The organism is Mucilaginibacter limnophilus, assembly GCF_004005815.1.
GTDB classification, from domain to species: Bacteria; Bacteroidota; Bacteroidia; order Sphingobacteriales; family Sphingobacteriaceae; genus Mucilaginibacter; species Mucilaginibacter limnophilus.
Window position 1 is genome coordinate 57,343 of record NZ_SACK01000013.1, and the last position, 23,715, is coordinate 81,057.

Below are 23,715 nucleotides of genomic sequence, written 5' to 3' on the forward strand. Positions count from 1 at the left end.
GGGTAAGTGGCCTTATTCTATTAAGGACAAGGTTAACAGATGATAATAAAAAAATAATAGATAAGCCGTAAATAAATACTATAGATTTTGAGATGATAGGTGCATTAGCAAATGCACCTATATTTATGCAGGGCACAATCGTGAATAGCAGAAATAGCACCGCTAACTCACCATTCTGGAGTGTCAAATACAACAACCCTGATGGTTTGGTGAAACTTACTGGCATGTTCCTTGTTGGTTAAAATGGTTTTTATTTCAGGTAGAATTTATATCGGTAGTTGAGCACCTTAATAAGTCACAAACAAAGCAACGATTAAAAAATAAAACAATTTAGCAAGCTTGGCGACATTTAAGAATTGCATCGCTCAGCAATTAGAATTCAGGTGGTTTACTTAAGATTTCAGTCTCTTTTCAAATTACAATTTGCACGCTAAGTCCTTCCATAACGCGCCTTACATTTATGCACATTTAAATAATTATATATTTGCCGTATATCTATTCATTTATCAATAAAGCATTGACGTTTAGCTGCCTTAAGTTATAAGCAAACGGATGAAGAGATGCCCGAGCCAAATCATCAACATTATACAATATCTTTATCAAAAACACACTATGTTTTTCATTATCAGATACTGGAAACTTTTTTTAATTACTTTTTTGGTATTGTATCTAACCGTGTTGGGGCTTTACTGGCTATCAATAGCGATAGTTATATTGGTTGTATCATATGTGATATTGTGTTATTGCTGCGGTTACATCGGTTCATTATCCTGTCAACGGGTGGCCAAATGGGCGCTTACTACGCTATATGTATGCATAGTAACTGTTACTGTTAAACTATTTGTGATAGATATTTATACTGTACCCAGCGCATCTATGGCTGATACGTTGTTACCCGGAGATGTTATCATAGTTAATAAACTAATATACGGGCCTGAAATGCCGGAAAGCTTATTAGAAATATCCTGGCTTAATTATTTTTTTCATGATAAACAACCGCAGTCAGCAACCGCGGTTAAAAAAGAAACCGTAACCAGAAAGCAAGGATTATCAACTATTAAACAGGGTGATGTTTTTGTTTACAAATTACTTTTTATTACAGCATCATTTGTTGTAAAAAGATGTGTGGCCGTTGCAGGCGATACATTGGCAATACGCAATGGCGAACCATATATCAACGGTAATATCTATAAATCTCCGTTAACTGTAAATAATATCTATCGTTTAGAAATTATAAGTGAAACGATGAGTAAAAAACTTCAGGATTCTTTACAATTTCAAAATAAAGAAATAGTGGCAGATTCGCGGTCAAACGTTATTACGGGCACATTTAACATTCAAGAAATTAAGAAATTTGCAGATAACCCACTGGTAAAGAATATTACAATAACTGATTCTGTAATGATGACTGACCCATTAATGGCCCATCCGGACAACTTGCATTGGACAGCTACAAACATGGGGCCTTTTTTGGTGCCAAAAAAAGGAAGTACTATAGTTTTGACTGATAAAAACTGTACCCTTTATGGCAGCATCATCAATGCCTTTGAAGGGTTTAATGTCAATACCCTACGACGCAGGGGAGCCAAATATACTTTCAAAAAAAACTATTATTTTGTAATGGGAGATAACCGCGTAGCATCAGTTGACTCGAGGTTTATAGGTTTTATACCAGAAGAAAACGTTATCGGTAAAGCAAATTACATATTGCTTTCAACAGATAAAAAACAGTTTGTACAGCGTTTTTTAAAGTTGATTAGATAGTTTTTTTCTTTTAAGAAATAGTTGCTAAATTGATTAAGCCCTTTGTAATCTTAAGTCAATTTTGTTACCTTCGTACTTAAACCTACATGTAAAACTTTATCAAACCTATCTATGAAACAAAAAATCCAGTTGCGTTCGCAGGACCATATTTATCTTATCGATCCTGACAATATTTATTTTTGCCAATCAGATAACTGCTATACCATAATTAATCTAGCGTCAAAAAAACTGCTTGTCTCACAGTCACTCACAAAATTTTCAAAGGAACTTCCTGATACACAGTTTATTCGCGTAAGTCAATCATACCTTATAAATTCCAACTTTATAAGTTTAATAGAAAAAAAACGGAAGATTATAAAACTGGATAACGAGATTGATATCCCATTTACTATCAGCATTAAAACATTGTTAGAATTACTAAGGCTCAAACATAACTATGCAGTTGAACTTTAAGCCACAAGAGCAACTAACAGCTTTAAATCAGCAATAAAGGTTTATAAACTGTTGCCCATTTGTCAATTCACCTTGTATTTTTTTACAAAAAGGCGGCGTTCAACTGATCGCCTTCAATTATTGTCGGTTTTTCAGTCTTTTCCTCCAAACGTCCGGTGGTATCGATGACTTTAAAATTGAACGCAACTTCAATTGAACTAAATCAAATTTGAATGAAGGATTTATAGCATGTTTTTGAAAAAGATGGGAATGAATATTGGTCATAAGATCACGCTAAGACCAGATATTAGCAATATAATAAGCCTTTATCATTCGTCGGATTTATTTTCAATAGCAGACAAATCTGACATTAATAGAATTGAAAAGATGCATGCGAACGCAGATCTTATCGTTACGGCTTGGCATGATGATTGATTGGTCAGCTTGCAAGATCGCTTTGTTATTTTTTCCTATTGCTGTTATTTGTCTGACCTATCTGTTGATAATGCTTTTAAAAGAAAGTATAGGAAAGGAACTTATCAAACTTATTAAAATGTCTGCTAGCAAAGAATGTAAACTCATTTTACGATCCACTTTAAGCGCAGTTAACTATTTATCGAAATATTGACACGCAGCAATTGACACTACGTTATCATGCAAATTCGTGGAAACAAAGCGGGCAATAATCTTGCCCGCCTTAATTGAATCTTTGCCATTTGCGTTTCCCGGACTCCTCAATAGACTAATACAGTATACTAAGATTCCTGTGCAGGCAGTTGTGACGCATCCAGATACGCGATCTTCCCTTGGTGACCATCAAGATCGGCAAAGCCATGTTGATACATCCAGCCATGATCCTGCGGCTCGCTGTAAAGGGTTGCATCAAGCGTTTGTGCCTTAGCAATGATTTGCTGAACCTCCTCTCTAGATTCGGCATCAAGCGTAATCAGTACCTCGGTGGTACTCTTTACATCGCTGACCTGTTTTTTGGTGAACGTCGCAAAATAAGGTTCAGTTAAAAGCATCACGAAAATGCTGTTACTGATGACCATACAACTGCCTTTCTCATCCGTGAACTGTGGATTGAAATTAAAGCCGAGGCTATTAAAAAATGAGATCGATTTTTCCAGATCTTTTACCGGTAGGTTAATAAATACTTTTTTGCCATAATTTTGAATTTTGTTGTTAATAATAATCCAAAGTACGAGTAGCGATTTTTGCCAGCATCATTATATAAATAAACAGCAGCGAAATCATTTTAATACACACTTTCATTTTCAACTACAAACTATAAATATTTTATAGAAGGCACTATTGAAGTTTCCCGTCCTCTATCTGTTTTATAATATTAGCCAGCGCCATAAAGTTATTAGGTGAGCTCACCGGCTTTTGTTTCCATTTTTACAGATCACTGTACAACTAAGGCGGATCTCATAGAAACTGGCAAACCATAATTGGAGGCAGGAACTGATATACCCCTGCTTCTCGTATAATTAATATGCTGCTATTACAACCTTTTATCGCTTACAACAGATAACCCTACATCGATGAATTGCCCACTGGTTTTGTTTATGCAATGCACCGCAATGGTGTTCTTGCCTTTTTTCAGTGTTGCTTTGGCTTGCGGTAGTATCTTTACGTTCTCGTAATCTGAGGTCCAGCCCTCCAGTTTAGCGGCAAGCACGCCATTAATGTACACTTCACAATCCTCATCATGATGAATACGCAGCATCAGCTTATCAAGCTTAGCACCCGAGAGGCTACCCATGTTAAAGTTCTGCCGCGCCCATATTTCTCCGGTATTCCAGTTGGTGCCAATCCGTGCACCCGGTGTTTCAGGGGTGCCAAATCCACCCAAGCCGCTATGCCATGCAGAGGCATCGAAGCTTTTGACATTCCAGTTTGCGGCTGGTGTGCTGAAAGTATAGTGCCATCTTTTTGCCGCAGTTTCGGCAGTGGTCAACACAGGGTACGTATATTCGCTCACATCCTGGTATATCGCCTTAAGATTCGATTGGCGTAATTTTGCAGGATCAGCTTTCATCACGCGGTCATAGGTCATCAGGCCGTTCAGTTCTATCTCCACGTCGGTTATTTCGGTATATACCGCGGCACTTAAGCCTTTGTTACTTCTGAAATTAGCCAGCATGGTTGCAAACTTATCATACAGCTCAAGGTAATCCTTTTCATTTTTCATAGTGATGTATTGAGTAAGGTCCTTGCTGTTCCACACCTTATCGAACGGCTGAAAGCCAATACCACCGAACTCACCGCAAACACTAGCCTGCGACTTACTTTCGGGTACTGCAGGTGGCGGGTAAGGGTGAATATCAGACAGATCGCCCAGGAAGTCATGAGTTGTACCGCTACACTCATTCACAATGCGCGAGCCATCCAAGCCCCTTACCAGGGCAACATATTTTTTTGAGTCGTGCAAGCCCTGGTTCTCGTTAAAAATATCCCAAGTAACAATACAAGGCGAATTGTAGTGTGTCTCTATCATGCGCACCAACTCGTTACTGAAAGCTTCTTTTTCAACAGGCGGTGTATTAAATGTATACGAGTTAGACGAAGGCATATCCTGCCATACCAAAAGCCCGATCTTATCAGCATAATAATACCAACGTTGCGGCTCAACTTTTATATGTTTGCGCACCATGTTAAAACCCAGCTTTTTGATCATATCCAGATCATAACGAAGGGCGGCATCTGTAGGGGCAGTGTAAAGCCCATCGGGCCAGAAGCCCTGGTCTAAAGGACCGTAATGGAACAGCGGTTTGTTATTTAAATATAAGCGGTAGTACTTTCCATCAAAAGCAATATTGCTTTTGCGCATACCGAAATAGGTTTTCACCTGGTCAACAACTTTTCCGTCGGCGTCTTTTAACGTAACGGTCATGTCATACAAAAAAGGGCTATCAGGCGACCAAAGTTTTTGGTTGCTGATTTTGATAGCAGACGGAGCCAGCACGTTGCCAGTTGAAGTTGCTATTATTGTATTGCCATCTTTTACCTGCGCAGTGTAGGTAAGATTGTTAGCAGTGCCGGCGTTTACTGAAAGATTAAGTATAGATTTATCAATATCCGGCGTCATTTTCAGGCTTTCAATGTGCTGCTCTGCTACAGGTTCAAGCCATACGGTTTGCCAGATGCCTGTTACTGAGGTGTACATAATGCCTGCCGGGTTAAGCGTTTGCTTACCGCGCGGAAAGCCGCCTCCATCAGTGGGGTCCCACACTTTTACTGTAATGGTTTGTTCGCCCTTGGTAAGCAGGTTTGTAACATCCAAGGTGAAAGAGTCATAACCGCCCTGGTGTTTACCGGCAGATTTATCGTTGATGAAAACTTCGCACTGATAATCAACGGCACCAAAGTGAAGCAGGACGTGCTGGTTTTTCCACTCAGACGGAATGTTGAATGTTCGGCGGTACCACAAACGCTCGTGATGCTCCATCACGCCCGAAAGTGCCGATTCTACGGCAAAAGGCACTAGTATCGTTTGGTCTAATTTGCCCTTTGGGTAACGTTCGTTCTCCCAGGTGCCTGGTTTATATTGCCACAGGCCGTTCAGATTTAGCCACTTTTCCCGTACCAATTGCGGTCGTGGATATTCGGGCAAAACGTTGTCGGCCTTTAAATCTTTGGCAAATTTGGTCATCAAAGGCGCTTGCCTGGGCTTCCAATCCTGTGAAAGCGCGGTGTGAGCACAAACCGTAAAAGTTAAAAAGGATAGGATGATTTTATACATATATAAGATTAGTGTTTGGTTGCCAAAATATGGAAATATGTAATAAGGGTTATCGTGACAATTAATTTGTGAAATTCTTTAATTAAATAGGCGGTGAGTATGCTAAACTTGTTACAAGTTTCACAATTACAGACTTGGTTAGCATCTAACCATGAATAGACATATAAACGAAAATAAATCAATCTACGCCACTCTTACATCTCGGGCAGTTTTAAGAAAATCGTCATTACGAAAGTGCCAAAGATGCTTGAAAAATGTATGGTTGCTTCATTAAGCATTTTTGTTTTTAAGTAATTCTATTTTCTCACGCTCATTGGCAAGAAGTTCTTAGTACAAACTTTTGTAAGCATGAATTAATGCAGTATTCTAATTCTTTTTGTATCTAATGCTATCATCTGTAGTAAAGGCCAGTTAGATGCCCGGCAAAATATATTATTGAACGAACACCTTACCAGATTTCGCCAACTTTTCACCCCAAATGTTTAGGACATAGGTGCCTGAAATAGGTGAATGGTGCAATGTATACCGCCCTTCGGCATTTACATAAAGGATTTCTCGGCTCACGGTTTTGCCATACAATGTTGTCAGTGTTGCTGTTAAAGTTCTGCCCTTATAACCGGTAAGCTTGAAACATATGGATGTTGTTGCGGGATTGGGATATATATTAAAGGCTGAGGCATTTTCTTGTAAAGTATTGATATTACTTATTTCCACCCAAATATTTTTTGAGCTTCTTAGTTTACCATTATCGTAATACTGCACTGCATAGTAGTTTCTGCCTTCCACAGGGTTGTCATCATAACTTAAATAGGGGGTGGGAGTAAATTTGGTGCCAGCTCCAGGTACGCTCATTAGCGCATTCCAGTTGATGCCGTCAGTACTGCGAATAACACGTATGCTATCATTGAACCGTTCTTCAGCTGTAACCAGCGTAAGTTTCACCCGCTTACCGTCTATTACCGCTCCTCCGCTTTCAAGCACTACATGGGGTACTACCGTGTACTTCAAAATCTGCGATGTTACTGTTTTTGATGTGCCGTCCACCAGCTTAAGACGGTAATAGTGCTCACCAATAGCCGGGGTAGGCACAGTTATACTAAATGATGATGTCGGGTTAGCTGCTGTGTTACCCGGTACAGTACCGGCTTTTTCCCAAGTACTACCATCGGTACTATGTTCAATATCAATTTGGTTATGCACGTTAAAAGCAGTTGTCCACTCAACTTTCGTGGTTTTACCGGTATTGGTGATGGAAAAGCTCAGGACAGCATCCGTCGGAATTGCAGCAGCACGATAAAGCGATACTGTTTTTTCAAACTCGGCAGTATTGTACATGCTTCCGCAATCGGGATTATTGGCCACAAGTTTTTTCCAGTCGGCAACGCTTTGATCATAACCGGCGATATCAATCCCCATTTGTTTCTGATCAACCGGCGGCCCTCCCTTGGTTGCTGCGTAGCCGCGAACCATTACGCTCCAGCCATACATAAATGTCTGGTATTTCAACCTTCCGTACGTGCATGACACTTGTACAAAGTGTGTAAGTTTCGGATCTTTAAAATGCAATTCTTTTGATAGCGCCTCAATACGTTTCCATAATAAGAATGCTTCAACTTTCTCCTTAATATAAGCTTCGGTAGTTCCCCTCTTGGCCCATTTATCAACCTGGCCGCCTAACCAGCTAAGCCCGGTAGCCGTGCCTGAGAAATCCTGGTCCCTTGTCCATGCAACAGACGCGGTACCAAGCATACTCCATTGGCCTTTAATAACACCCGTGTCAGACATCAGGGCTATCTGATGAAGCTTTTCAACTTCGTTGGCAGGAAGCCCTTTTAAAATAGCGAAGTCTTTGAATATATCTGCTTCAGCACGAGCCGGGTTATGTGCCCAATGTGATACCACATAAGCGTTCATATCCGCCCAAAACTCGTTTGGCAAACGCGGACCACCCCAGCCACCACCGCGCGACCACGTCCATACACCTGCAAGTAAAGGCCCTTTCTTCAATTCATTCAGGCTATTTAACTTAGGTAGGTCAGGCTTGTTAAGTTCCGGGAAACCATCAAGAACGCCTTTTGCTATATAGTTAGGATGCGTAGCTTTACCTTCATATTCGCGCTGGCACTGCACCTCAACAAATTGTTTATGCTTGCCAATACCCAAACAAGGGTTAAAATATACGCCGTAGTCGTTAGATTGCGGTATAAAATACTGACTGAAATTATTAAGGTTCAGTTTCGGATCGGTTATGCCCATCCGCCAAAAATCAACATTGGTGTGCTTAATCGAGAAGAACAGGTTAGGATGCGGGTCAACCTGGTTAGTAACCTGCAGATATATAGATGGCTTGGAATGAAATCTTCCATCGTCCCAGGTACGGTATATAACTTTTTTATCACGTTTAACACACACCTCGTCTCGCAGTATATTCACCAGTATTGCATGGTTATCAAATTTATTGTCGTAAGCGGGGTTGTTCCCTTTATGATAAGGTGCATTCTGTGTATAGATTTCACCCGTGCGGATCACTAGGCCATCAACCTGCGGATACTTTTTAAATATTTCGCCCAGCATGTACCTGAATAATTTTTTAGTGGCCGGTTTAGTAATGTCGATACGGTAGTTGCCGCCGTTATCTTTTGAGGCAATACTGTCGCGATATTTATTAAACAAATCTGTAGGCAACACCAGCATATCCATTGCGCAATAAACCTTAATACCTGCTGCTTTGGCTTCGTTATACATAGCCTGCAATGATTTGTCCTTATCATCAACCCATTTGCGTTTTACAGAGCCAACGGGGAATATGGTTGGATCAAAAGTTTCCCAGGTAAGCCCCACCTGCGGCGCATCGGTCAGGAAAAAAGTTTTTGCATCATATCCGTACGATTTGAGAAAGTTAGGATCTAAAAATTTCGTACGGGTGAGTGTATCTCCGGGGTTATGGTGTACCATATCCATTGTAAAATATTGGGCATCGGCCCCAATACATACAAAGGCAAATAAAGCGGTTAATAAAAATTTCTTAAACATATATTAATAAAATTATAGGTTACTCATTGTGAAAGTATTTTTATACATAAAGTTAAAAGATCACCATATGCTTCTTTTTATAATTAGAATAGCCAATATTATCTCATACTCAAAGTTCAGTCACCGTTCCACGCCTCAACTTCCTACGTGCCATCTATTTTGCTGAGCTAAATGTTGATTCTATTAAACCATCCCAATCTATTTTAGATATTGTTCCTCCTCAAATAAAACAATAACTAGCGGCTGAGAGGGAAACTAATGATCTCATTCTCGATACTAAAATTATTATAACGTACTATATGTCTAATATCTTGTGTTCTCCATCAATAGTAAAAAATCAAATACCACTGATGAATGATAAATAATAACCATAGTGGGCAACAACCGCTTATTTCTGTTATATGACTTAGAGTACCTGGCATTCCTTTTCTAAAAGAATTGGAATATTTTCCACTAGGCTCCTTGGGTTGACGGGTAAAATGGATAGAGCGAAGAGAGTAAGTCAGCTGTATATAAAAATAAGAATGCTGATTCTTATAAATCATTCGAAATAGCTCATAAATATTTTGCCAATAACAAAATAAAAGCCTCTACTATAATAGTAGAGGCTTTTACTCTAGTTTGAGTATTAATAATATAAATATACTTCACGCATCATAATGCCATAAACCGTTATGAGTACCTGCCCAAATTGTACCATTTTTATCTTGATGAAGGCTGCTAATGAAATTATTTCCGATAGAAAACTCGCTATGCTGAGAGCCGAAGTTTTTGAAGCTTTTGCCGTCGAACCGGCTGAGACCATCTTCTGTTCCAAACCAAATAAATCCATTCTTGTCCTGGATCATGCAATTCACAGAATTGTATGATAATCCGTCATCAGATTGGTAATGTCTAAATAAATATTTCTGTGAATACGCTGACAGTACTAATACTAAATTACAGCAGAAAAAGGACAATAATGACCTGAAGTACTTCATTGGTAAGACAATGGTACTATCACTATTAAAAATGCGTAGGTACAAAGTGGCGGTTAGCTTTAACTAACTGTTGTTAGTTTGTTGCAAAATTATTTAAATTTAATGATTAAACAAATCACATAAACATTTAATATAAACAAACTTTTACAATAGCTGCAATCACCAATTTGTCTCAGTTTACAAGTTACGGAGCAGGCCGTTTCAATACCAATTCAATACCAATTTAAGAGCCTTTATGTAAACTATGTAAATAGTAATAATACACCCACGCGAAACATGAACAACTTGTCAAATTTTTTAGCCACAATGAACAGTGGGACAACCCCGATCGGATTATCGTTGATGTATAAATCATCGTCTAATACCCCTTGGACTTTGGTCAGCAGAGATGCAGCAGGCAATATTACTTACAAACCATGTCACTAAATACAATGAAAAAACAGTCATTATTTGCTTGGCATTATTTCAATTTGCCTTTGCTAAAACAGCAAGCGCTCAATCTAACGGAATTTTAGATACTGTGAAAAGAGATGTGAGTGCAAAAGGAAATTTGCCAGCAGCAAAATTTTACAAGTTTACAGACCTAAACAATCGGAAATTCGTTGGAACTTGGACGTCAAAAAATGTTTCGAAGAGTATAAGGATCCACTTAAAAAATTCGCTCAGTAGTATCGAGAACCACCGCTGAAGCCCTAATTGGTACGGCAACTGTGCGCATAAATTCTGTGGATAGAAATTATAAAATAATAGGCGGATCAACTGGGGGGAGCAATAATACCCTAATATTATACATTACAGACCCTTCACACGAGGACAAGTCGGCAAAATTTTTATTAACCTATAATTCAAACAATACAATAACTAGGTCTTAGGACATTCTGAATGGTTTCCAAATGCTGAACTTGGGTTGCCAACTTCAATTACTTTGAATAAGCAGCGCTGAACAGAAAATAAATCGGTAGCAGGATTATCGATTTATTTTTTGTATTTTATCACAAATCACGCGTAATCCCTAGTAAGATCCGCCTAATGACCAGGATTGGGGCGAGCAGTGATATTCCTCGTATTTGAATGAATATGACGACAGCTAAGAATACGCTTGTATGCTGTTAACTTGGTTTGTTGCTCTAGTGATTGAAGTAAAAAAAAATGGAAGATGTTAATCTTTATTTAGACCAACCCCGAAACGACTAACTAGTCAAAAATTCTTCACTTGACAATTTTTTCGAAAGGCAGCACTTGAATTATTCAAGGTGGCATTCTATGCGCTGTCGAAAATGATCTTAAATTCTTTTTGTAATTTTTAACAAGTAAAAATGAATACATTTTTGTGGGTTACTCAAATATTAATATCCCTATTTTTTATTATGCCAGGTTTAGGAAAGCTAACTGGCAGTAAGGAGAAGCATATTGCCGACGGGCATTTGCAACCTAATGATAATATATTGCCAATTCGAATACTGGGAGTTTTTGAATTACTCGGATGTTTAGGCATTATAGTGCCGTGGTTTACCGGAATTGTTCCGATACTAACGCCAATTACAGCGGTTTGCTTTTGTATAATTATGGCTGCAGGTATGTTAGTTCATTCAAGAAAGCATGAATACAAGATGCTCCCAATGTTGATTGTGGTTTTTACGTTATAAGCAACTGTTGCGTATTTTAGGTTTATTGATATTTTGAGTCAATAAATGCGCAAAAGTAGAATACGTTAAAATATTCTGCCAACATTTCATTATCCGACTGAAGTACAAACTTTGTACTTCAGTCTTTTACACTAATGATAATCTTTATCTTTTGAGAGGTCCGCTGCTACCGAGTTGACCTAAGTGGGCAGGCGGACAAGCAACCTGGAATTCATAGGTATGTTTATTTCTGGCGTTTCAGTAGTCTGAATTTTTGCGGTGTTATGCCGTTCAGTCTCCGGAACAACCTAATGAAGTATGCATGGTCATTGAATCCGAATAAATAGGCCACCTCTTTAATGTCCATATCGGTATAGTAGAGTGCCCTCTTTGAGCGAATGGAGAACTCCTGGTGTATCCAATACGTTACGGATGAGCCGGTGATTTTTTTTACCACATCATTTAGATAACCGGTAGTAACATTCAAAGCTGCTGCATAATCAGATGGTCTTTTAAAAAGTGATCGATCATCCGACAGCAAGATCCTGAACTTCCTGGCAAGTTCCGCTGATTTTTCAATTTATCATCAGTGATCTCTAAAAGTTTACACGCCCTTGCGCTCATACCCAGGAATGATTGTACCAGCGGATGAAGTACAGCAATTTGAAAATCATCATCCTTGCTATATAACACTTCCTGCTCTAAAATCAGTAGCAGCTGATCCATTTGGCAGTAGCTGGAATCATTTATAACACAGGGCGTTTGCAGGTTAAGGCGGTACTCAAATAATTCCCTTAAATTTTTAGGAATAATGGATGGATCAATGGCAATAAACCAGCCCTCCGGCTGGTCTGCTGCTATCTTGGTGTGTACCTGTGAGGGTAAAATATAAAACAGGTGGTTTGGCCAGATGTCGATCGCTGTAAAATCGACTTCAAGCTTCCCGTGTCCTGCTTTTAATAGGAAAAAAATATAATGGTCGTCCCGGTGAATAGTATGGATTGCATTATCAATGGAACGGTTGTAGCTGTTTGTAAAACGCTTAATCTGTACCCCTAAGGTGGTCTTTTCGTGTAACCGGTCTATCGGGATGTTCTTCATAACCAAATACACTACTTGTCAAGTTTTAGCAGGCGGGCCGCATTACCGTAGATGATTTTTAAAATATCTTCCTGAGGAAGGTCAATTTCTTTTATAAAGGCCACACCCTGTTCATTGGTACTAAAGGGGTAATCTACCGAGAAGATGATGTTATCGATGCCGAAGGTATCCAGCGCTACCCTTAACGGCGGCTGCGTAAAAAAGCCGCTGGTTGTTATAAAAAGCTGATCATGGAAAGTTTCAGAAAGCGTGCGCTGATTGGCTCCACCGGCGCCCGGCGTTAAAGCACGTTCGGCCCTTGCCATTATCATAGGCAGCATTTCTCCCATATGGCCGATAATAATCTTTAGTTTGGGATACATATCAAAAATTCCGGCATACAACAAACGTAATACATGCAGGGCAGTTTCAGCATGCCAGCCCCACCCATAGCAGGCAAGGGCTTCGGCCATACCGTCATGATTGGGAAGGCCGCTGTAATAAATATCGATGATTCCCTTTGGCGGTATTCCGGGATGAATATAGATGGGCACTCCCAATTTTTCAGCCCTTGCAAGAATAGGGGCAAATTTGGGATGATCAAGGAAACAGTCGTTGGTAGTTCCCCTGATCATCGCGCCCCTAAAGTTATACAAAGTCACCGCACGTTCAAGCTCATCCGCGGCTGCAGCAGGCGCCGTCATGGGTAAATGCGAAAATGCACTGAACCTATGCTGATGATTTTCTATCTGTTTCCAGATAAGGTCGTTATAATGTGTAGCGAATGCAGGACCTTTATCAGGCGGCAGCAGGTTGGCGCCCGAGCTGTCAACAGACAGTATTTGCATGGTTATACCATTTGCGTCCATTGATTCAAGGCGTTTCCCGGTAATATCGGCCAGGTCAGGTATCAGCTTTTCCATCCGTTCCGATTGCCCGAAACCACCCAATGCTTCACTGGGTACCTGTTCAGCCATTTCAGGAAAGGAGATGTGTTCTTCTATGGTGATTATCTTCATTGTTTATAATTTATAATGTTCAGGGTTATTATTTACCGGCCTACCAGGGCGCTTCTCCGCCTTCTTTAAAGAACTTACCGGTAATGCCTGATTCAGATTTAGTTGCCAGTTCAACAATAGGTGCCGCACCTTCAGCCGGTGTTTTAGTGCCCTGAAAGTTGTTAAGTTGTGTTGCCGTAAATCCCGGCGTAACGCTATTTACGCTGATGCCCTGGTCCTGCAATTCGCTGGCGAGCATTAGTGTAAGTGCATTGATAGTGGTTTTAGACAGGCCGTAGACGTGAAAGTTACTGCGGCTGGAATTCTTATCAAGTTCCGCCAGAATGTTAAGAGAGCCTACTTCACTCGATACATTGATTATGGATGGGTGAGGCGACTTCCTGAGCAGTGGCAGAAATGCCTGGATAGTTTGAAGTGTACCAAACACATTAGTGTTAAATATTTCAGCAAGGTTTTCAATATCACAATCTATAAGGTGAGGTTCAGTGCCTGCTATACCCGCGTTGTTGATTAAAATGTCCAGATAATTTGTTTTAGCTTTAAGGGAATTAACAGCTTCCAGAACTCCTTTTTTGTAGGAAATATCGATAACAATCAGCTCGGCGTTTTTAACGCCCAGGCTTTGTAATTCTTTTAATGCCTCATTTCCCTTATCTAAGTCCCTGCATCCTAAATAGATGCTATAGCCGAGTAAGCCCAGTTGTTTGGCTGTTTCAAATCCGATACCTTGATTTGCGCCGGTTATCAGTACTTTTTTCATATTTCACTTGATAGTTGTTTAAACAAAATAAAAGCCATTGCAAGCACCAAACAAGTATTGATAAACGGTTATTATAGGACTAATCACGTTTTTTTTATAGCATTAAGTTGGAAAATGAACTTCATGTTTTTAGTAAGACCGATATAAGCAAAATCAATCCAGAAAATAGACTCTGGTGGCCCGTGTAGCAATTTACCAAAGTGATTTATCCAAATTTTCGTTAAGTGCGTTGTTCTGCAACTGGGTCGGTGTCAGTGAGGGGTAACCTCCGAATCCGTTTTCCTCGGGTTCATATATATTTCCTGCTACAGCTTGTTCAGCAACGGCTGCAAATAAAACGGAAAGCGCTCCCTGCCAGGTTTCCATAAAATCACCGAGACGTTCTTACCTGCTTTATGGTCTCGTTGAAAGGACCTTGTCAAACTGGTTTCATTTGCACCTGGCTAAGCCGCCACCGATTGTTCCGTTATTCTCTATTACTATAAAATTGATCATAATTTATAATAGCTTTCTTCATCATCGTTTCGTTGCCCTCTACCTTGTATTTTGTAAAGCCCATCTTTTCAGCAAATCTTATCGCTTTTGAATTTTTTGTTTTCGTTGATGCAAGCAGAGTTTTCACGCCAAATTCTTGACTGGCAATATTTGCTAATATTCCGAAAGCGGACAGCATTAGTCCCTTGCCCCAGTATTCCGGATATAAAGATCCTCCGATAGTGATCTCATTCGTCGCTTGATTCAAGTGATGCAAAGCACATTCCCCAATTACAAGGTCACTTTGGTTTACCATCCTGATAGTAAATATGCACTCACATAAAGAAATTATGCGCCCGGTAAATGCTTTAGGTGTTTCGTTCGGAAGAAAGGCGCATTCATCAAAATTTATTGCCAACTCAGGATGTTGATATAAACCATAAAAGCTTTCAGCATCGGCTAAAGATAATTGATGTAAATTCACCTTATCATTGGCGTATTCCTTAAAAATCATTAATTTTTCAATTGAAAGTTATGAAACAAAATAAAAGCCATTGTAGGTAGTAAACAAATATTAATAAATGATATAGCGCTGATTTCCTCGAGTTAAATAAGGATATATTTAGTCAGGATAACTTCTATACACAAAGTTATGAATGGTTAAGGAATTATTTTTGTTACATAAGGCACAGACATAACACAATCGGCCAAAAGCCGTTAAATCTCCGATTCTTTCATTCCCCGCTTTAATGTATTCATAAAGAGAAGAGGCTAAGCTTAATTAAAAGATCGCTTAAATTCCAGGGGAGAGAGATTGGTCTTGCGCTTAAAAAGTTTGCTGAACGATTGCAAATGTTCGAAGCCTAACTGAAAGGAAATCTCACTAACGGTTAAATCGGTAGTTGATAATTTTTCTTTCGCTTTGTTAATCAGTTTATTATGGATATGCTGATGAACGTTTTTACCGGTGAGTATTTTCACCAGATTGCCCAGGTACTTTGGTGAAACATTTAAGGTTTGCGCGATGAGCAAAACGGTTGGTAAACCCTTTACAACCAAGTCATCATTGTTAAAATAATTGTTCAGGAAAATTTCGAACTTCTCCAGTAGTTGATGATGAGCCTTTTCCCTGGTAATAAACTGCCGGTGGTAAAAACGTTCAGCATAACTGAGTAAGTTTTCGATATGCGATACCACGATATTTTTGCTGAATTTATCAATGTTTGATTGATACTCCTGCCGTATCTGACATACGATAGTTTCTATTACATTTTCTTCTTTTTCGGAAAGGAACAGGGCCTCGTGCACAGCGTAATCAAAAAATTCGTATTGGCTGATCTTTTTTGATAATGGGGTGTTCCAAAAAAAGTCAGGATGAATTAAAAGCATCCACCCTGACTTTTTCATTGACGAGGATTCGCCGGTTTCAATTTTTCCATATACCTGATTTGGAGCAATAAAAAACATTATGCCTTCGTCAAAATCATATTCCTGCTGGCCGTACCTGAATTTGGCTGTTTCGTCCCGCTTGACAGAAATGGAATAGAAATCAAGTATCAGGCTGATGCTGCCCGTATGTTTTACTTCCTCCCGGTTGATCAAACTTATTAACGGATGCTCCGGCTTTGGTAAACCACAAAGCTTATGGTATTCACTGATGGTTCTTATATGAACCGGGGGGTTATTTTCCATGCGCGGGTACTTTACAGATGATACACTTTAGCGAATTCCTTTGCAAAATCTTTAAACTTTATTTTACCCAATACTGGCTTGTGTCGATAATAATCTTCATATAATCGCCCGCTTCCCTGAAAGCTTTGCATCTCGGCGAAGCCCTTTGCCACAACGGGACTCATGCCGGTTGATACCATACCGTTAACCAGATCCTCGTCAGAAATCTGCCGCCATTTAACTCCAGGCTTTCCCAAGGCTTCGCCCAATATTTCCGCGATCTGGTTGCCCGACAGTTCTTCGCTGGCAATGTACCTGAAAGTTCTGCCCTGAAACGGCAGTTCAATTTCTTCAACAATGGCGTCGGCAATATCTAAAGGCGACACCCAGGGGTGTATACTGTTGCCGTCATAGTTGGCCAAAATAGCTCCCTGCTCTTTAATACTATAGAAGAAACGGGCCGCGTTAGTGTAAAAACCTACCGGCCGCATGTGTTTGATAGATACGCTGTCCGGCAACTCTCTCAGTATTTGTTCTTCCTTGTAATGAATGGCAAATAGAGTGTTACCCTTGTCGGTGTGCGCACCTACACTGCTTAAATGAATCACTTTCGTAGCTCCTACCTGTTGTACCGCAATTTTATAACTTTTGGCCACATTAGTCCAGTGTGTATCAAGGTCAGCCTTGTGATCAAAGAAATCAATCGGCGGTTCCATAAGATAAACCACGTCCGCCCCTCTGAAGGTTTCAGTTAAAAAAGCAACATCATCAACCGAACCAATAGCGGCTTCTGCACCCAATGCTTCTATGGCCGACTGCCGTTCGGGGGTACTACTAACGATGATAACCTCATGACCTTTATCGATCAACTTTTCTGAGAGCGGCTTGCTAACGTTGCCTAATGAACCTGTTACTACAATTTTCATAGTTCGTTTTTTTATTGTTTCACAAAGTTCATTTATGCTCAAATACGAAACTTAGTCATATTCCACATTCTTTGAGCCAAAATGCCGAACTCTGGAGCAGTGATATTATCGATTAGTCGATGGCGTTGACATTGCTAAGTACTTTATTTTGGCTCTCCTTATTGTTAGATTGGTACTTATTGCTTGTAATCGTACGATTGTCTCATTTTTTCAGACCAGTTCTTAGAAAATTGATGTATATTTTATCTATCTATGTCAGGTATTCATCGTTGTTAAGTGTAATTTAATTACTGAGGCCTTGTAATAATAAAAAATAGTGATAGGCGTCTATTATCACATTATCATCTAATATGTTTAGATTTAATGTTTCTCCACTAGTACAGTTTCGCGCTATTCCTATGCGCTTGAGCATCTTTAAAGGCCCAGCTTATAATTTGTGAGACCGCCTTGAGAATTTCTTTTGTCCCTTCTTCGGATTTTAGATCCAGGTCCGCAAAAACATAGCCGTTCTTTCGAGTATGCAGGATGATATAATAAATGCCCCCAACAAGTAACGCGGCCACCGCCCGGAAGTTCACTTCGGATCTATGAAAGTACGGGTCTGTTTTTTCGAAAAACTGCTGCCCTACATCTTCTCTTAAATTATGTATGCTGCGCATTAACGGGTTTAAGTTGGACAGTTCAATAAGGATAAGATTTTGCATCTTCGGTTCCTGTATAAAAAAGCGAAAAAGGTCCTCTAATAACCTACTAACCGTAGCTTCGTAATTTGATTCTGTCAGTTCCTCCGCAAGTTTTTTTAATTCCTGCGCGAAGATCATCCAATAGTCGTTCTCTAAAATATATGCTTCGATCAGGTTATTTAAATTACCAAAATACCTGTAGACCAATTTCCGATCAACCTCAGCGATGCGCGCTACCCGGCTGATGCGAATGTCCTCAAATCCTTTTGCATTAATGATTACTCCTATCGCATCAATTAATTTCCGCTTTGTTGCTTCTTTATTTTTCATGATCAAGGTTTGGTCAGTGAGCGTTAAATGCAATGCGTTGAGTGAATCGCCTATACCGTTAGTTAACATTTTGCTCCACGATAGGGTAGATCGAGCAAGGTTAATGATAACTTCCTGCAATTTTGTTAGTCTGGTAAATGTTTAATTACAAAAGAAATCCGATTTGATTTATTAATCAAGTGGCGATAAACGTTTATGATAGGACTAAAAACGGAAAGATAGCGCTAAACTTGAATTTAGCAATGCAAAGCATCGAGAAAGCACTGTACTGTCGGTAAGCCTGCAGAAATGCAAATACTATTGCGCAGGGGATTAACCTGGAGCGCTTTCGAAATCTCAGTTTCGTTTAAGTATGGAATGATTTTGGCAACCTCAAATTACTTAGGCATAATTTGAACTATTCATAAACTGCGCGAGTGATGTTTCCCATCGATGGGAACGGATTTGATCAAGCGCAGTGTTCAACAGCGCCTTACCATACATCAACTGCCCCTCGTACGTAGCCAAGGATATCTCACCCTTTTCTATCAAATTAAAAAAAAATTCCAGAGATATTCCGTCCACTTTCTGATCATGTGCAAAATCTACAGGCTTGTGGTGTTTGGCAAGCTTAAACATGAGCAAAGCATAAACCATCCGGCAAACCTGCCGCATGGTAAAGAAACGGGCATGCTTTTGTTTGTCTACATTCCCATCAAAATAGATATTCAGGTATGCTTTTTCCTGTTCTTCAGTGTGTATAAAAAAGTTAGCAAGATTCGCCAGATCTATGTAGCGGTCGTTCATACCCGCTGTATCCCAGTCGACAATCCAAATTTGCTTTTCATCGCACAAAACATTATTGGGGTTGAGGTCATTGTGACTAAAAACGCTGTCTGATTCCGGCAACTTAAGGTGTTTCTTTAACACCCTATATTTTTCAAAGCATTCTTCTATAAGGGGTCCAGATAAGATCGGTGACCGCTTAAAATCAGCTATCAAATCATCAACCGTATCAAATAAAGATTGTCCTCCATTTCCTGCCTTTAAATTGTGAATTTTTTTTACTGTGGTTGCCAATTTCACAATTAATTCACTAGTTTCAAATATCTTACGTATTGGTTGAGTATCAATATACTCGCAAATTGAAATTCCAGGATCATTGTTTAAATAATATACAGGTGGCGCAATGCCTGCAGCGGCTGAGAGGGATAAATTGGCATTGCTGACCGTTCTTTCATTGATGTTAGATAAGGCAAGTTTAATTACATACAATTTCTTTTTAACACCAACCTTATAGGTCATTGCAGTTGATAGCCCTCCCGTCAATAATGAGAAATCATTGATTGAGGTAGTGCCGAAAGTGTTTTTTAAAGCGATTTGTACTGAGTTCCTCAGATGGAGAGGAATTATATCAATAAAGTCCATAAAGTTAATCAATGTCACCGCCAAGCATCTGAAATAATTCGGCAATAGGACGGTCTTTTTCTATATAAGTTATTGGAATAATACTATCAGCAATGCTATCGGCGGTCTTCATAGCCTCATTATAAATCCGTTTTCCGGTAGCTGTTATTTTAGCGTAGCTGACTCTTGCATCACGTTCGTTGGCTTGACGAGTCACTAATCCTGATTTTTCCAGCGGCATAACTAATCTGGTAACGCCTGATGGAGTTAGCCCAATTTTTTCCGCCAGTTCGATCCGGCGTAACTGCTCACCAGGTGCATGATGCAACAAGTGAAGAATGAGAAAGTCACTGAAACCTATGCCATGCACTGATAGTCGGTCGAATTTGCGAGATACAACGGCTTGAACCTTTGCCAGGTTCATAATCAGTTTTAACGAACTATTTTTAATTGCCATGTGTTTGATTAGTCATTGAGTTGTCAAATATATTAGTTTATATTGAGTATTTCTTAAAAATGATTGAACTAAATTGTTATCCCCTCGCATATTATATCTGCTATAAATGCCTGAAAGTTTCCTTTTGACTCCAGTCCGTGAAATGGAGAGAATGATTCTGCCAGTTTTTTATTCTGACAATAGAATATATTAGAAGATAACTTCAGTTATTATTATATTATAATCTGAACACTCGTTTTCGAAGATTAAATTCGCTGGTGACTATCCCGGCTTTTATCATCATTAATAGCAGTGCCGCGACTTAAGTGTGCTTGATGCAAAACTCTTGAAATTGTGAATTTTAGGAAGGTTACTAATCTCAGGTAAAAGAATGCTATAGTTCTTACCTTTATTGTATAATTAAATCCCAATGAATGAACTAAAGATCTTTCTTGACCGACTTTCACCTCTTTCAACGGCTAGCTGGGAAAAATTTTCAAATCTTTTTACTGTCAAGACTTTAACAAAGGGTGAGTTTTATATACGTGAAGGTCAGATGGCAAAAGAGATTGGATTCCTGAATTCGGGTATATTACGTGCGTTTTACCAGAGCGAGGATGGGATCGAATACAATAAGCATTTCTTTATCCCGCATTGTTTTATAGGCGGCTATGCTTCTCTTACCTCAAAAAAGACAAATGTTATCAATCAGCAGGCACTTACGGATTGTGAGCTTCTTGTTGCTAATTATGCGGATATCGAAAAGCTGTATCCATCCTTTCCAGATATCGAAAGGATCTCGCGGCTACTCGCCGAACAGTTCTTTATTCAAAAAGAACAACGTGAAATAGAGATTGTACTGATGGATTCAGAACAACGTTACAAAATCTTCCAGAAGGATTTTCCGTCCCTTGAGCAGCACATTCCACAATATCATATCGCATCATATCTTGGTATTACCCCTACACAGTTGGGCAGAATCAGGAGAAAGATCGCTAAAAGGTGATTTCTTTACCTATGTAAATGGATTTCTATCTTTCCAAGGTCAATTTTGCAGTATAAGTCACAGATACTGTTAAAATGAAACAATTTATCCTAATGGGCTTTCTGATGCTTTCCCTGCATAGCTATGCCCAAAAACAACAAAAAATCATGGAAAAGAAAAAACCTTACACCATCCTGCTGCTGATGAATGCGACGCCACAGTGGCTATCCCTGACAAGAGAACAACGTAGCGATTTTCTCGAAGATCAGCTCATGCCCATTTTTGGAAAGGTAGCGAAGACCGTCAATGTAAAAATGTTCGATAGCGAATATTTTCATTCAAAAATTTCAGATTTTCTGATCGTCACTACCCACGAGTTGCACGACTACAAACTAATGGTCGAAATGCTTCGCGACACCAAGATATATGGTGTCCCTTACTTTCAAATAACCGATATCATTGTTGGACAAGAAAATTTGTTCGAGGATTTCAATGAAGAACTTCAGAGGCCAAAGCAATGAGGGTGAATGATAACACCGTCCTCATAACCGGCGGTAGCTCGGGTATTGGACTTGCCCTGGCCAAGAGATTTTTAAAATTCGACAATAAGGTTATCATTGTGGGAAGAGACGCACCGAAATTAAAAAAATAAAGGATGAGAACTCCCAGATTGACACCTACGTCTGCGATCTGTCCGATCAGCGGTCCTTGCCTGGACTTTGTGAATTTATCAGATTAAATCACCCACAGGTCAATATTGTTATTCATAATGCCGCAGTACAGCACAACTATATGCTGTCAGAAGAACCTGATTTTATAACTATGGCTGACGAGGAAATAGCGACAAATTTTACCACTCCCGTAAAGCTGTCAGTATTGCTACTTCCCTTCTTGAAAAACAACGGAAATTCTGCTATAGTAAATGTAAGCAGTGGGCTCTTTATAGCTCCAAAAAAATCAGCCCCTGTTTATTGCGCAACAAAGGCCGCGCTCCACAGTTTCACAAAAACACTGCGCTATCAACTGGAGAATGCTAACGTGAAGGTTTTTGAGATCATTCCATCGCTAATCGATACGCCAATGACCCATGGCAGAGGAAAATCAAAAATGCTACCGGAGGAACTTGTAGACGAGTTTTGGCAGAACTTCAAGAATAACAAGCTAGAAAGCTATATCGGCAAGACAAAATTGCTTAAGCTGATTGACAGAGTTTCTCCCCGTCTGGCCTGCAGAATCATGAAGAATGGATTGTAAGGATATGTTAAAGAGGCTGATCAGATGATCAGCCTCTTTAACATATTAATTGCTTTTTCTTATATCAGATTAACTTAAGCCTATTAATAATTGTTGAAATGATTTTACTGTAAGTTTTGTGGGACGGGCCGTTACCTCACCCAATAAAAACTGTACCCTTCAACAGGATATGAGTTAGCAAATGTTATTGACGTATGGTCATCAAACCGCTAATGCGGCAGATAATTTTTTATCATATTCCTGATGTGAAATTTTATGCTGAACCTTTAGTATTAAGTTAACCAAGATTGTGGGCATTCCTACGGTCGGGCTTTCCACTTTATCTTCTTTCGAAGGATGCCGTTTCAATCCCTAATGCAGGTGATGACGAGTTAAACGTTTAAATTTGCAGAACCAATTTAATGTAAGTGCACGTAGGTGGTGTCAACCATAAAGCTATATAAACCCTCCATGGTCAACCACAGAGGGTAGAATCCATATATAGCTTCAACCAAATGACGGCATGTTTGCTTCATCCATATACGTATTCTCGCTGTGATATCTACGAAGGTAATGATCACACCATTTGTTCTATAATTTGCCCTCATTACATAGGGCAGTATGTTCATCTGGAACCAACTCTTGTCGAGTGTCTGGACCTCTTTTTCTAAAATTTCACCGGTTGCGATGACCTGATGGATATTTTCAACAAAGGTGGGAAACCGGAAATTGTCGATAATATCTTCAATTGGTCTACCGATATCCGAATCTTTCAATTTAAACTGGCGCATTGCGGGCGGCGTGAACTTTCGCAGCACCAGGTTCGCGTCTACAAACAGCTGCGGGATGATGGTATTGCGAAAGTAGTTCTCTAATAACTCATTGAGCTCAGTGATTGTGTCAAAATTCTTTTGCGTGTTTTCCATAGGCGTGGATTGAAATGCAATGGTGAAGGTAACAAATATTAACTAGCAAGTAATACGGCAGATCTGACATACCCCTTTCAATACGCTTTCTAAATGCCGATACGAAATTTACATGCTATGAGCTAACCCTTCGCAAACCTTCCCGGAGAATTAACAAGATCAGGTTCTCAATTGTTTATCGCTCATAGTGGTGTAGCCAGTGAGATTTCCTAAGCGTTCGGCAT

At 39.6% G+C, this 23,715-nt stretch carries 22 protein-coding genes and 2 pseudogenes; 7 read left to right on the plus strand and 17 right to left on the minus strand.

Features of this window, described 5'->3' with window-relative positions:
* The first annotated feature begins 92 nt into the window (after window positions 1–92).
* The 3 genes from EOD41_RS20825 to EOD41_RS21300 all read left to right on the plus strand — a co-directional run bounded on the left by EOD41_RS20825 (window position 93) and on the right by EOD41_RS21300 (window position 2,217).
* Window positions 93–242: a hypothetical protein gene (locus EOD41_RS20825; protein WP_164850000.1), complete on the plus strand. Its 150-nt coding sequence runs from the start codon at window positions 93–95 to the stop codon at window positions 240–242.
* A gap of 370 nt (window positions 243–612) precedes the next feature.
* Window positions 613–1,764, plus strand: coding sequence for a signal peptidase I (gene lepB / locus EOD41_RS19555; RefSeq protein WP_164850001.1), 1,152 nt, complete (start codon window positions 613–615; stop codon window positions 1,762–1,764).
* 111 nt (window positions 1,765–1,875) lie between these two features.
* Entirely contained in the window at window positions 1,876–2,217 is a 342-nt protein-coding gene (locus EOD41_RS21300) for a LytR/AlgR family response regulator transcription factor (RefSeq protein ID WP_127708202.1), read from the plus strand.
* Window positions 2,218–2,951: 734 nt separating this feature from the next.
* Here the strand turns inward: EOD41_RS21300 and EOD41_RS19565 are convergent.
* The 5 genes and pseudogenes from EOD41_RS19565 to EOD41_RS21310 form a co-directional block, all read right to left on the minus strand.
* Window positions 2,952–3,248, minus strand: a complete 297-nt coding sequence (locus EOD41_RS19565) for a VOC family protein (protein ID WP_205780605.1) — start codon at window positions 3,246–3,248, stop codon at window positions 2,952–2,954.
* Between the two features lie 3 nt (window positions 3,249–3,251).
* Window positions 3,252–3,392 (minus strand): annotated as a pseudogene (locus EOD41_RS21305) (VOC family protein); the annotation flags it as partial.
* Between the two features lie 311 nt (window positions 3,393–3,703).
* Window positions 3,704–5,854 (minus strand): glycoside hydrolase family 2 protein, encoded by a 2,151-nt coding sequence (locus EOD41_RS19570; protein WP_240663505.1) that lies wholly within the window; start codon window positions 5,852–5,854, stop codon window positions 3,704–3,706.
* A gap of 522 nt (window positions 5,855–6,376) precedes the next feature.
* A complete protein-coding gene (locus tag EOD41_RS20945) occupies window positions 6,377–8,977 on the minus strand; it encodes a hypothetical protein (protein WP_205780606.1) in 2,601 nt (866 codons plus the stop codon).
* Between the two features lie 647 nt (window positions 8,978–9,624).
* On the minus strand, window positions 9,625–9,957 hold the full coding sequence (locus EOD41_RS21310; protein WP_127708281.1) for a ligand-binding sensor domain-containing protein: 333 nt from the start codon (window positions 9,955–9,957) through the stop codon (window positions 9,625–9,627).
* A 1,316-nt stretch (window positions 9,958–11,273) separates the two neighbouring features.
* Here EOD41_RS21310 and EOD41_RS19585 point away from each other — a divergent pair.
* Window positions 11,274–11,603, plus strand: a complete 330-nt coding sequence (locus EOD41_RS19585) for a DoxX family protein (RefSeq protein ID WP_127708211.1) — start codon at window positions 11,274–11,276, stop codon at window positions 11,601–11,603.
* A 223-nt stretch (window positions 11,604–11,826) separates the two neighbouring features.
* Here EOD41_RS19585 and EOD41_RS19590 read toward each other — a convergent pair whose 3' ends face one another.
* The 11 genes from EOD41_RS19590 to EOD41_RS19635 form a co-directional block, all read right to left on the minus strand.
* Entirely contained in the window at window positions 11,827–12,069 is a 243-nt protein-coding gene (locus EOD41_RS19590) for a helix-turn-helix domain-containing protein (RefSeq protein WP_164850002.1), read from the minus strand.
* On the minus strand, window positions 12,066–12,683 hold the full coding sequence (locus EOD41_RS19595; RefSeq protein ID WP_127708217.1) for a cupin domain-containing protein: 618 nt from the start codon (window positions 12,681–12,683) through the stop codon (window positions 12,066–12,068). The genes EOD41_RS19590 and EOD41_RS19595 overlap by 4 nt, the downstream gene beginning before the upstream one ends.
* Window positions 12,684–12,694: 11 nt before the next feature.
* Window positions 12,695–13,681, minus strand: coding sequence for an amidohydrolase family protein (locus EOD41_RS19600; RefSeq protein WP_127708220.1), 987 nt, complete (start codon window positions 13,679–13,681; stop codon window positions 12,695–12,697).
* 40 nt (window positions 13,682–13,721) lie between these two features.
* Entirely contained in the window at window positions 13,722–14,441 is a 720-nt protein-coding gene (locus EOD41_RS19605; protein ID WP_127708223.1) for an SDR family NAD(P)-dependent oxidoreductase, read from the minus strand.
* Window positions 14,442–14,633: 192 nt separating this feature from the next.
* On the minus strand, window positions 14,634–14,807 hold the full coding sequence (locus EOD41_RS20830) for a hypothetical protein (protein WP_164850003.1): 174 nt from the start codon (window positions 14,805–14,807) through the stop codon (window positions 14,634–14,636).
* A 100-nt stretch (window positions 14,808–14,907) separates the two neighbouring features.
* Window positions 14,908–15,429 (minus strand): GNAT family N-acetyltransferase, encoded by a 522-nt coding sequence (locus EOD41_RS19610; protein ID WP_127708226.1) that lies wholly within the window; start codon window positions 15,427–15,429, stop codon window positions 14,908–14,910.
* Between the two features lie 263 nt (window positions 15,430–15,692).
* Complete coding sequence (locus tag EOD41_RS19615; RefSeq protein ID WP_127708229.1) at window positions 15,693–16,607, minus strand: helix-turn-helix domain-containing protein; 915 nt, start codon at window positions 16,605–16,607, stop codon at window positions 15,693–15,695.
* A gap of 11 nt (window positions 16,608–16,618) precedes the next feature.
* Window positions 16,619–17,512, minus strand: a complete 894-nt coding sequence (locus EOD41_RS19620; protein WP_127708232.1) for an NmrA family NAD(P)-binding protein — start codon at window positions 17,510–17,512, stop codon at window positions 16,619–16,621.
* Between the two features lie 374 nt (window positions 17,513–17,886).
* Window positions 17,887–18,525 carry a TetR/AcrR family transcriptional regulator gene (locus tag EOD41_RS19625; RefSeq protein ID WP_164850004.1) on the minus strand — a complete coding sequence of 213 codons (639 nt, stop codon included), beginning with the start codon at window positions 18,523–18,525 and terminating at the stop codon, window positions 17,887–17,889.
* A 381-nt stretch (window positions 18,526–18,906) separates the two neighbouring features.
* Window positions 18,907–19,932, minus strand: a complete 1,026-nt coding sequence (locus EOD41_RS19630; protein ID WP_127708238.1) for a phosphotransferase — start codon at window positions 19,930–19,932, stop codon at window positions 18,907–18,909.
* Window positions 19,933–19,936: 4 nt separating this feature from the next.
* Window positions 19,937–20,368, minus strand: a complete 432-nt coding sequence (locus EOD41_RS19635; RefSeq protein ID WP_205780607.1) for a MarR family winged helix-turn-helix transcriptional regulator — start codon at window positions 20,366–20,368, stop codon at window positions 19,937–19,939.
* Between the two features lie 409 nt (window positions 20,369–20,777).
* Here EOD41_RS19635 and EOD41_RS19640 point away from each other — a divergent pair, with 409 nt between their 5' ends.
* From EOD41_RS19640 to EOD41_RS19650, 3 genes and pseudogenes are all read left to right on the plus strand, one after another.
* Window positions 20,778–21,353: a Crp/Fnr family transcriptional regulator gene (locus EOD41_RS19640; RefSeq protein WP_127708241.1), complete on the plus strand. Its 576-nt coding sequence runs from the start codon at window positions 20,778–20,780 to the stop codon at window positions 21,351–21,353.
* A gap of 74 nt (window positions 21,354–21,427) precedes the next feature.
* Entirely contained in the window at window positions 21,428–21,853 is a 426-nt protein-coding gene (locus EOD41_RS19645) for a darcynin family protein (protein WP_127708244.1), read from the plus strand.
* Window positions 21,850–22,586: pseudogene (locus tag EOD41_RS19650) on the plus strand (SDR family oxidoreductase). Before EOD41_RS19645 ends, EOD41_RS19650 begins: the two are co-directional and overlap by 4 nt.
* Before the next feature lie 398 nt (window positions 22,587–22,984).
* Here the strand turns inward: EOD41_RS19650 and EOD41_RS19655 are convergent.
* On the minus strand, window positions 22,985–23,491 hold the full coding sequence (locus EOD41_RS19655) for a PAS domain-containing protein (RefSeq protein WP_127708247.1): 507 nt from the start codon (window positions 23,489–23,491) through the stop codon (window positions 22,985–22,987).
* Between the last annotated feature and the right edge of the window lie 224 nt (window positions 23,492–23,715).

Bases quoted from the DNA above. Each gene is read 5' to 3' on its own strand.
- lepB (WP_164850001.1), top strand. From the start codon at position 613: ATGTTTTTCATTATCAGATACTGGAAACTTTTTTTAATTACTTTTTTG.
- EOD41_RS21300 (WP_127708202.1), top strand. From the start codon at position 1,876: ATGAAACAAAAAATCCAGTTGCGTTCGCAGGACCATATTTATCTTATC.
- EOD41_RS19570 (WP_240663505.1), bottom strand. From the start codon at position 5,854: ATGACCAAATTTGCCAAAGATTTAAAGGCCGACAACGTTTTGCCCGAA.
- EOD41_RS19615 (WP_127708229.1), bottom strand. From the start codon at position 16,607: ATGGAAAATAACCCCCCGGTTCATATAAGAACCATCAGTGAATACCAT.
- EOD41_RS19640 (WP_127708241.1), top strand. From the start codon at position 20,778: ATGAATGAACTAAAGATCTTTCTTGACCGACTTTCACCTCTTTCAACG.
- EOD41_RS19600 (WP_127708220.1), bottom strand. From the start codon at position 13,681: ATGAAGATAATCACCATAGAAGAACACATCTCCTTTCCTGAAATGGCT.
- EOD41_RS19620 (WP_127708232.1), bottom strand. From the start codon at position 17,512: ATGAAAATTGTAGTAACAGGTTCATTAGGCAACGTTAGCAAGCCGCTC.
- EOD41_RS20945 (WP_205780606.1), bottom strand. From the start codon at position 8,977: ATGTTTAAGAAATTTTTATTAACCGCTTTATTTGCCTTTGTATGTATT.
- EOD41_RS21310 (WP_127708281.1), bottom strand. From the start codon at position 9,957: ATGAAGTACTTCAGGTCATTATTGTCCTTTTTCTGCTGTAATTTAGTA.
- EOD41_RS19610 (WP_127708226.1), bottom strand. From the start codon at position 15,429: ATGATTTTTAAGGAATACGCCAATGATAAGGTGAATTTACATCAATTA.
- EOD41_RS19655 (WP_127708247.1), bottom strand. From the start codon at position 23,491: ATGGAAAACACGCAAAAGAATTTTGACACAATCACTGAGCTCAATGAG.
- EOD41_RS19645 (WP_127708244.1), top strand. From the start codon at position 21,428: ATGAAACAATTTATCCTAATGGGCTTTCTGATGCTTTCCCTGCATAGC.
- EOD41_RS19625 (WP_164850004.1), bottom strand. From the start codon at position 18,525: ATGAAAAATAAAGAAGCAACAAAGCGGAAATTAATTGATGCGATAGGA.
- EOD41_RS19635 (WP_205780607.1), bottom strand. From the start codon at position 20,368: ATGGCAATTAAAAATAGTTCGTTAAAACTGATTATGAACCTGGCAAAG.
- EOD41_RS20830 (WP_164850003.1), bottom strand. From the start codon at position 14,807: ATGGAAACCTGGCAGGGAGCGCTTTCCGTTTTATTTGCAGCCGTTGCT.
- EOD41_RS19565 (WP_205780605.1), bottom strand. From the start codon at position 3,248: ATGGTCATCAGTAACAGCATTTTCGTGATGCTTTTAACTGAACCTTAT.
- EOD41_RS19585 (WP_127708211.1), top strand. From the start codon at position 11,274: ATGAATACATTTTTGTGGGTTACTCAAATATTAATATCCCTATTTTTT.
- EOD41_RS20825 (WP_164850000.1), top strand. From the start codon at position 93: ATGATAGGTGCATTAGCAAATGCACCTATATTTATGCAGGGCACAATC.
- EOD41_RS19630 (WP_127708238.1), bottom strand. From the start codon at position 19,932: ATGGACTTTATTGATATAATTCCTCTCCATCTGAGGAACTCAGTACAA.
- EOD41_RS19595 (WP_127708217.1), bottom strand. From the start codon at position 12,683: ATGAAGAACATCCCGATAGACCGGTTACACGAAAAGACCACCTTAGGG.
- EOD41_RS19605 (WP_127708223.1), bottom strand. From the start codon at position 14,441: ATGAAAAAAGTACTGATAACCGGCGCAAATCAAGGTATCGGATTTGAA.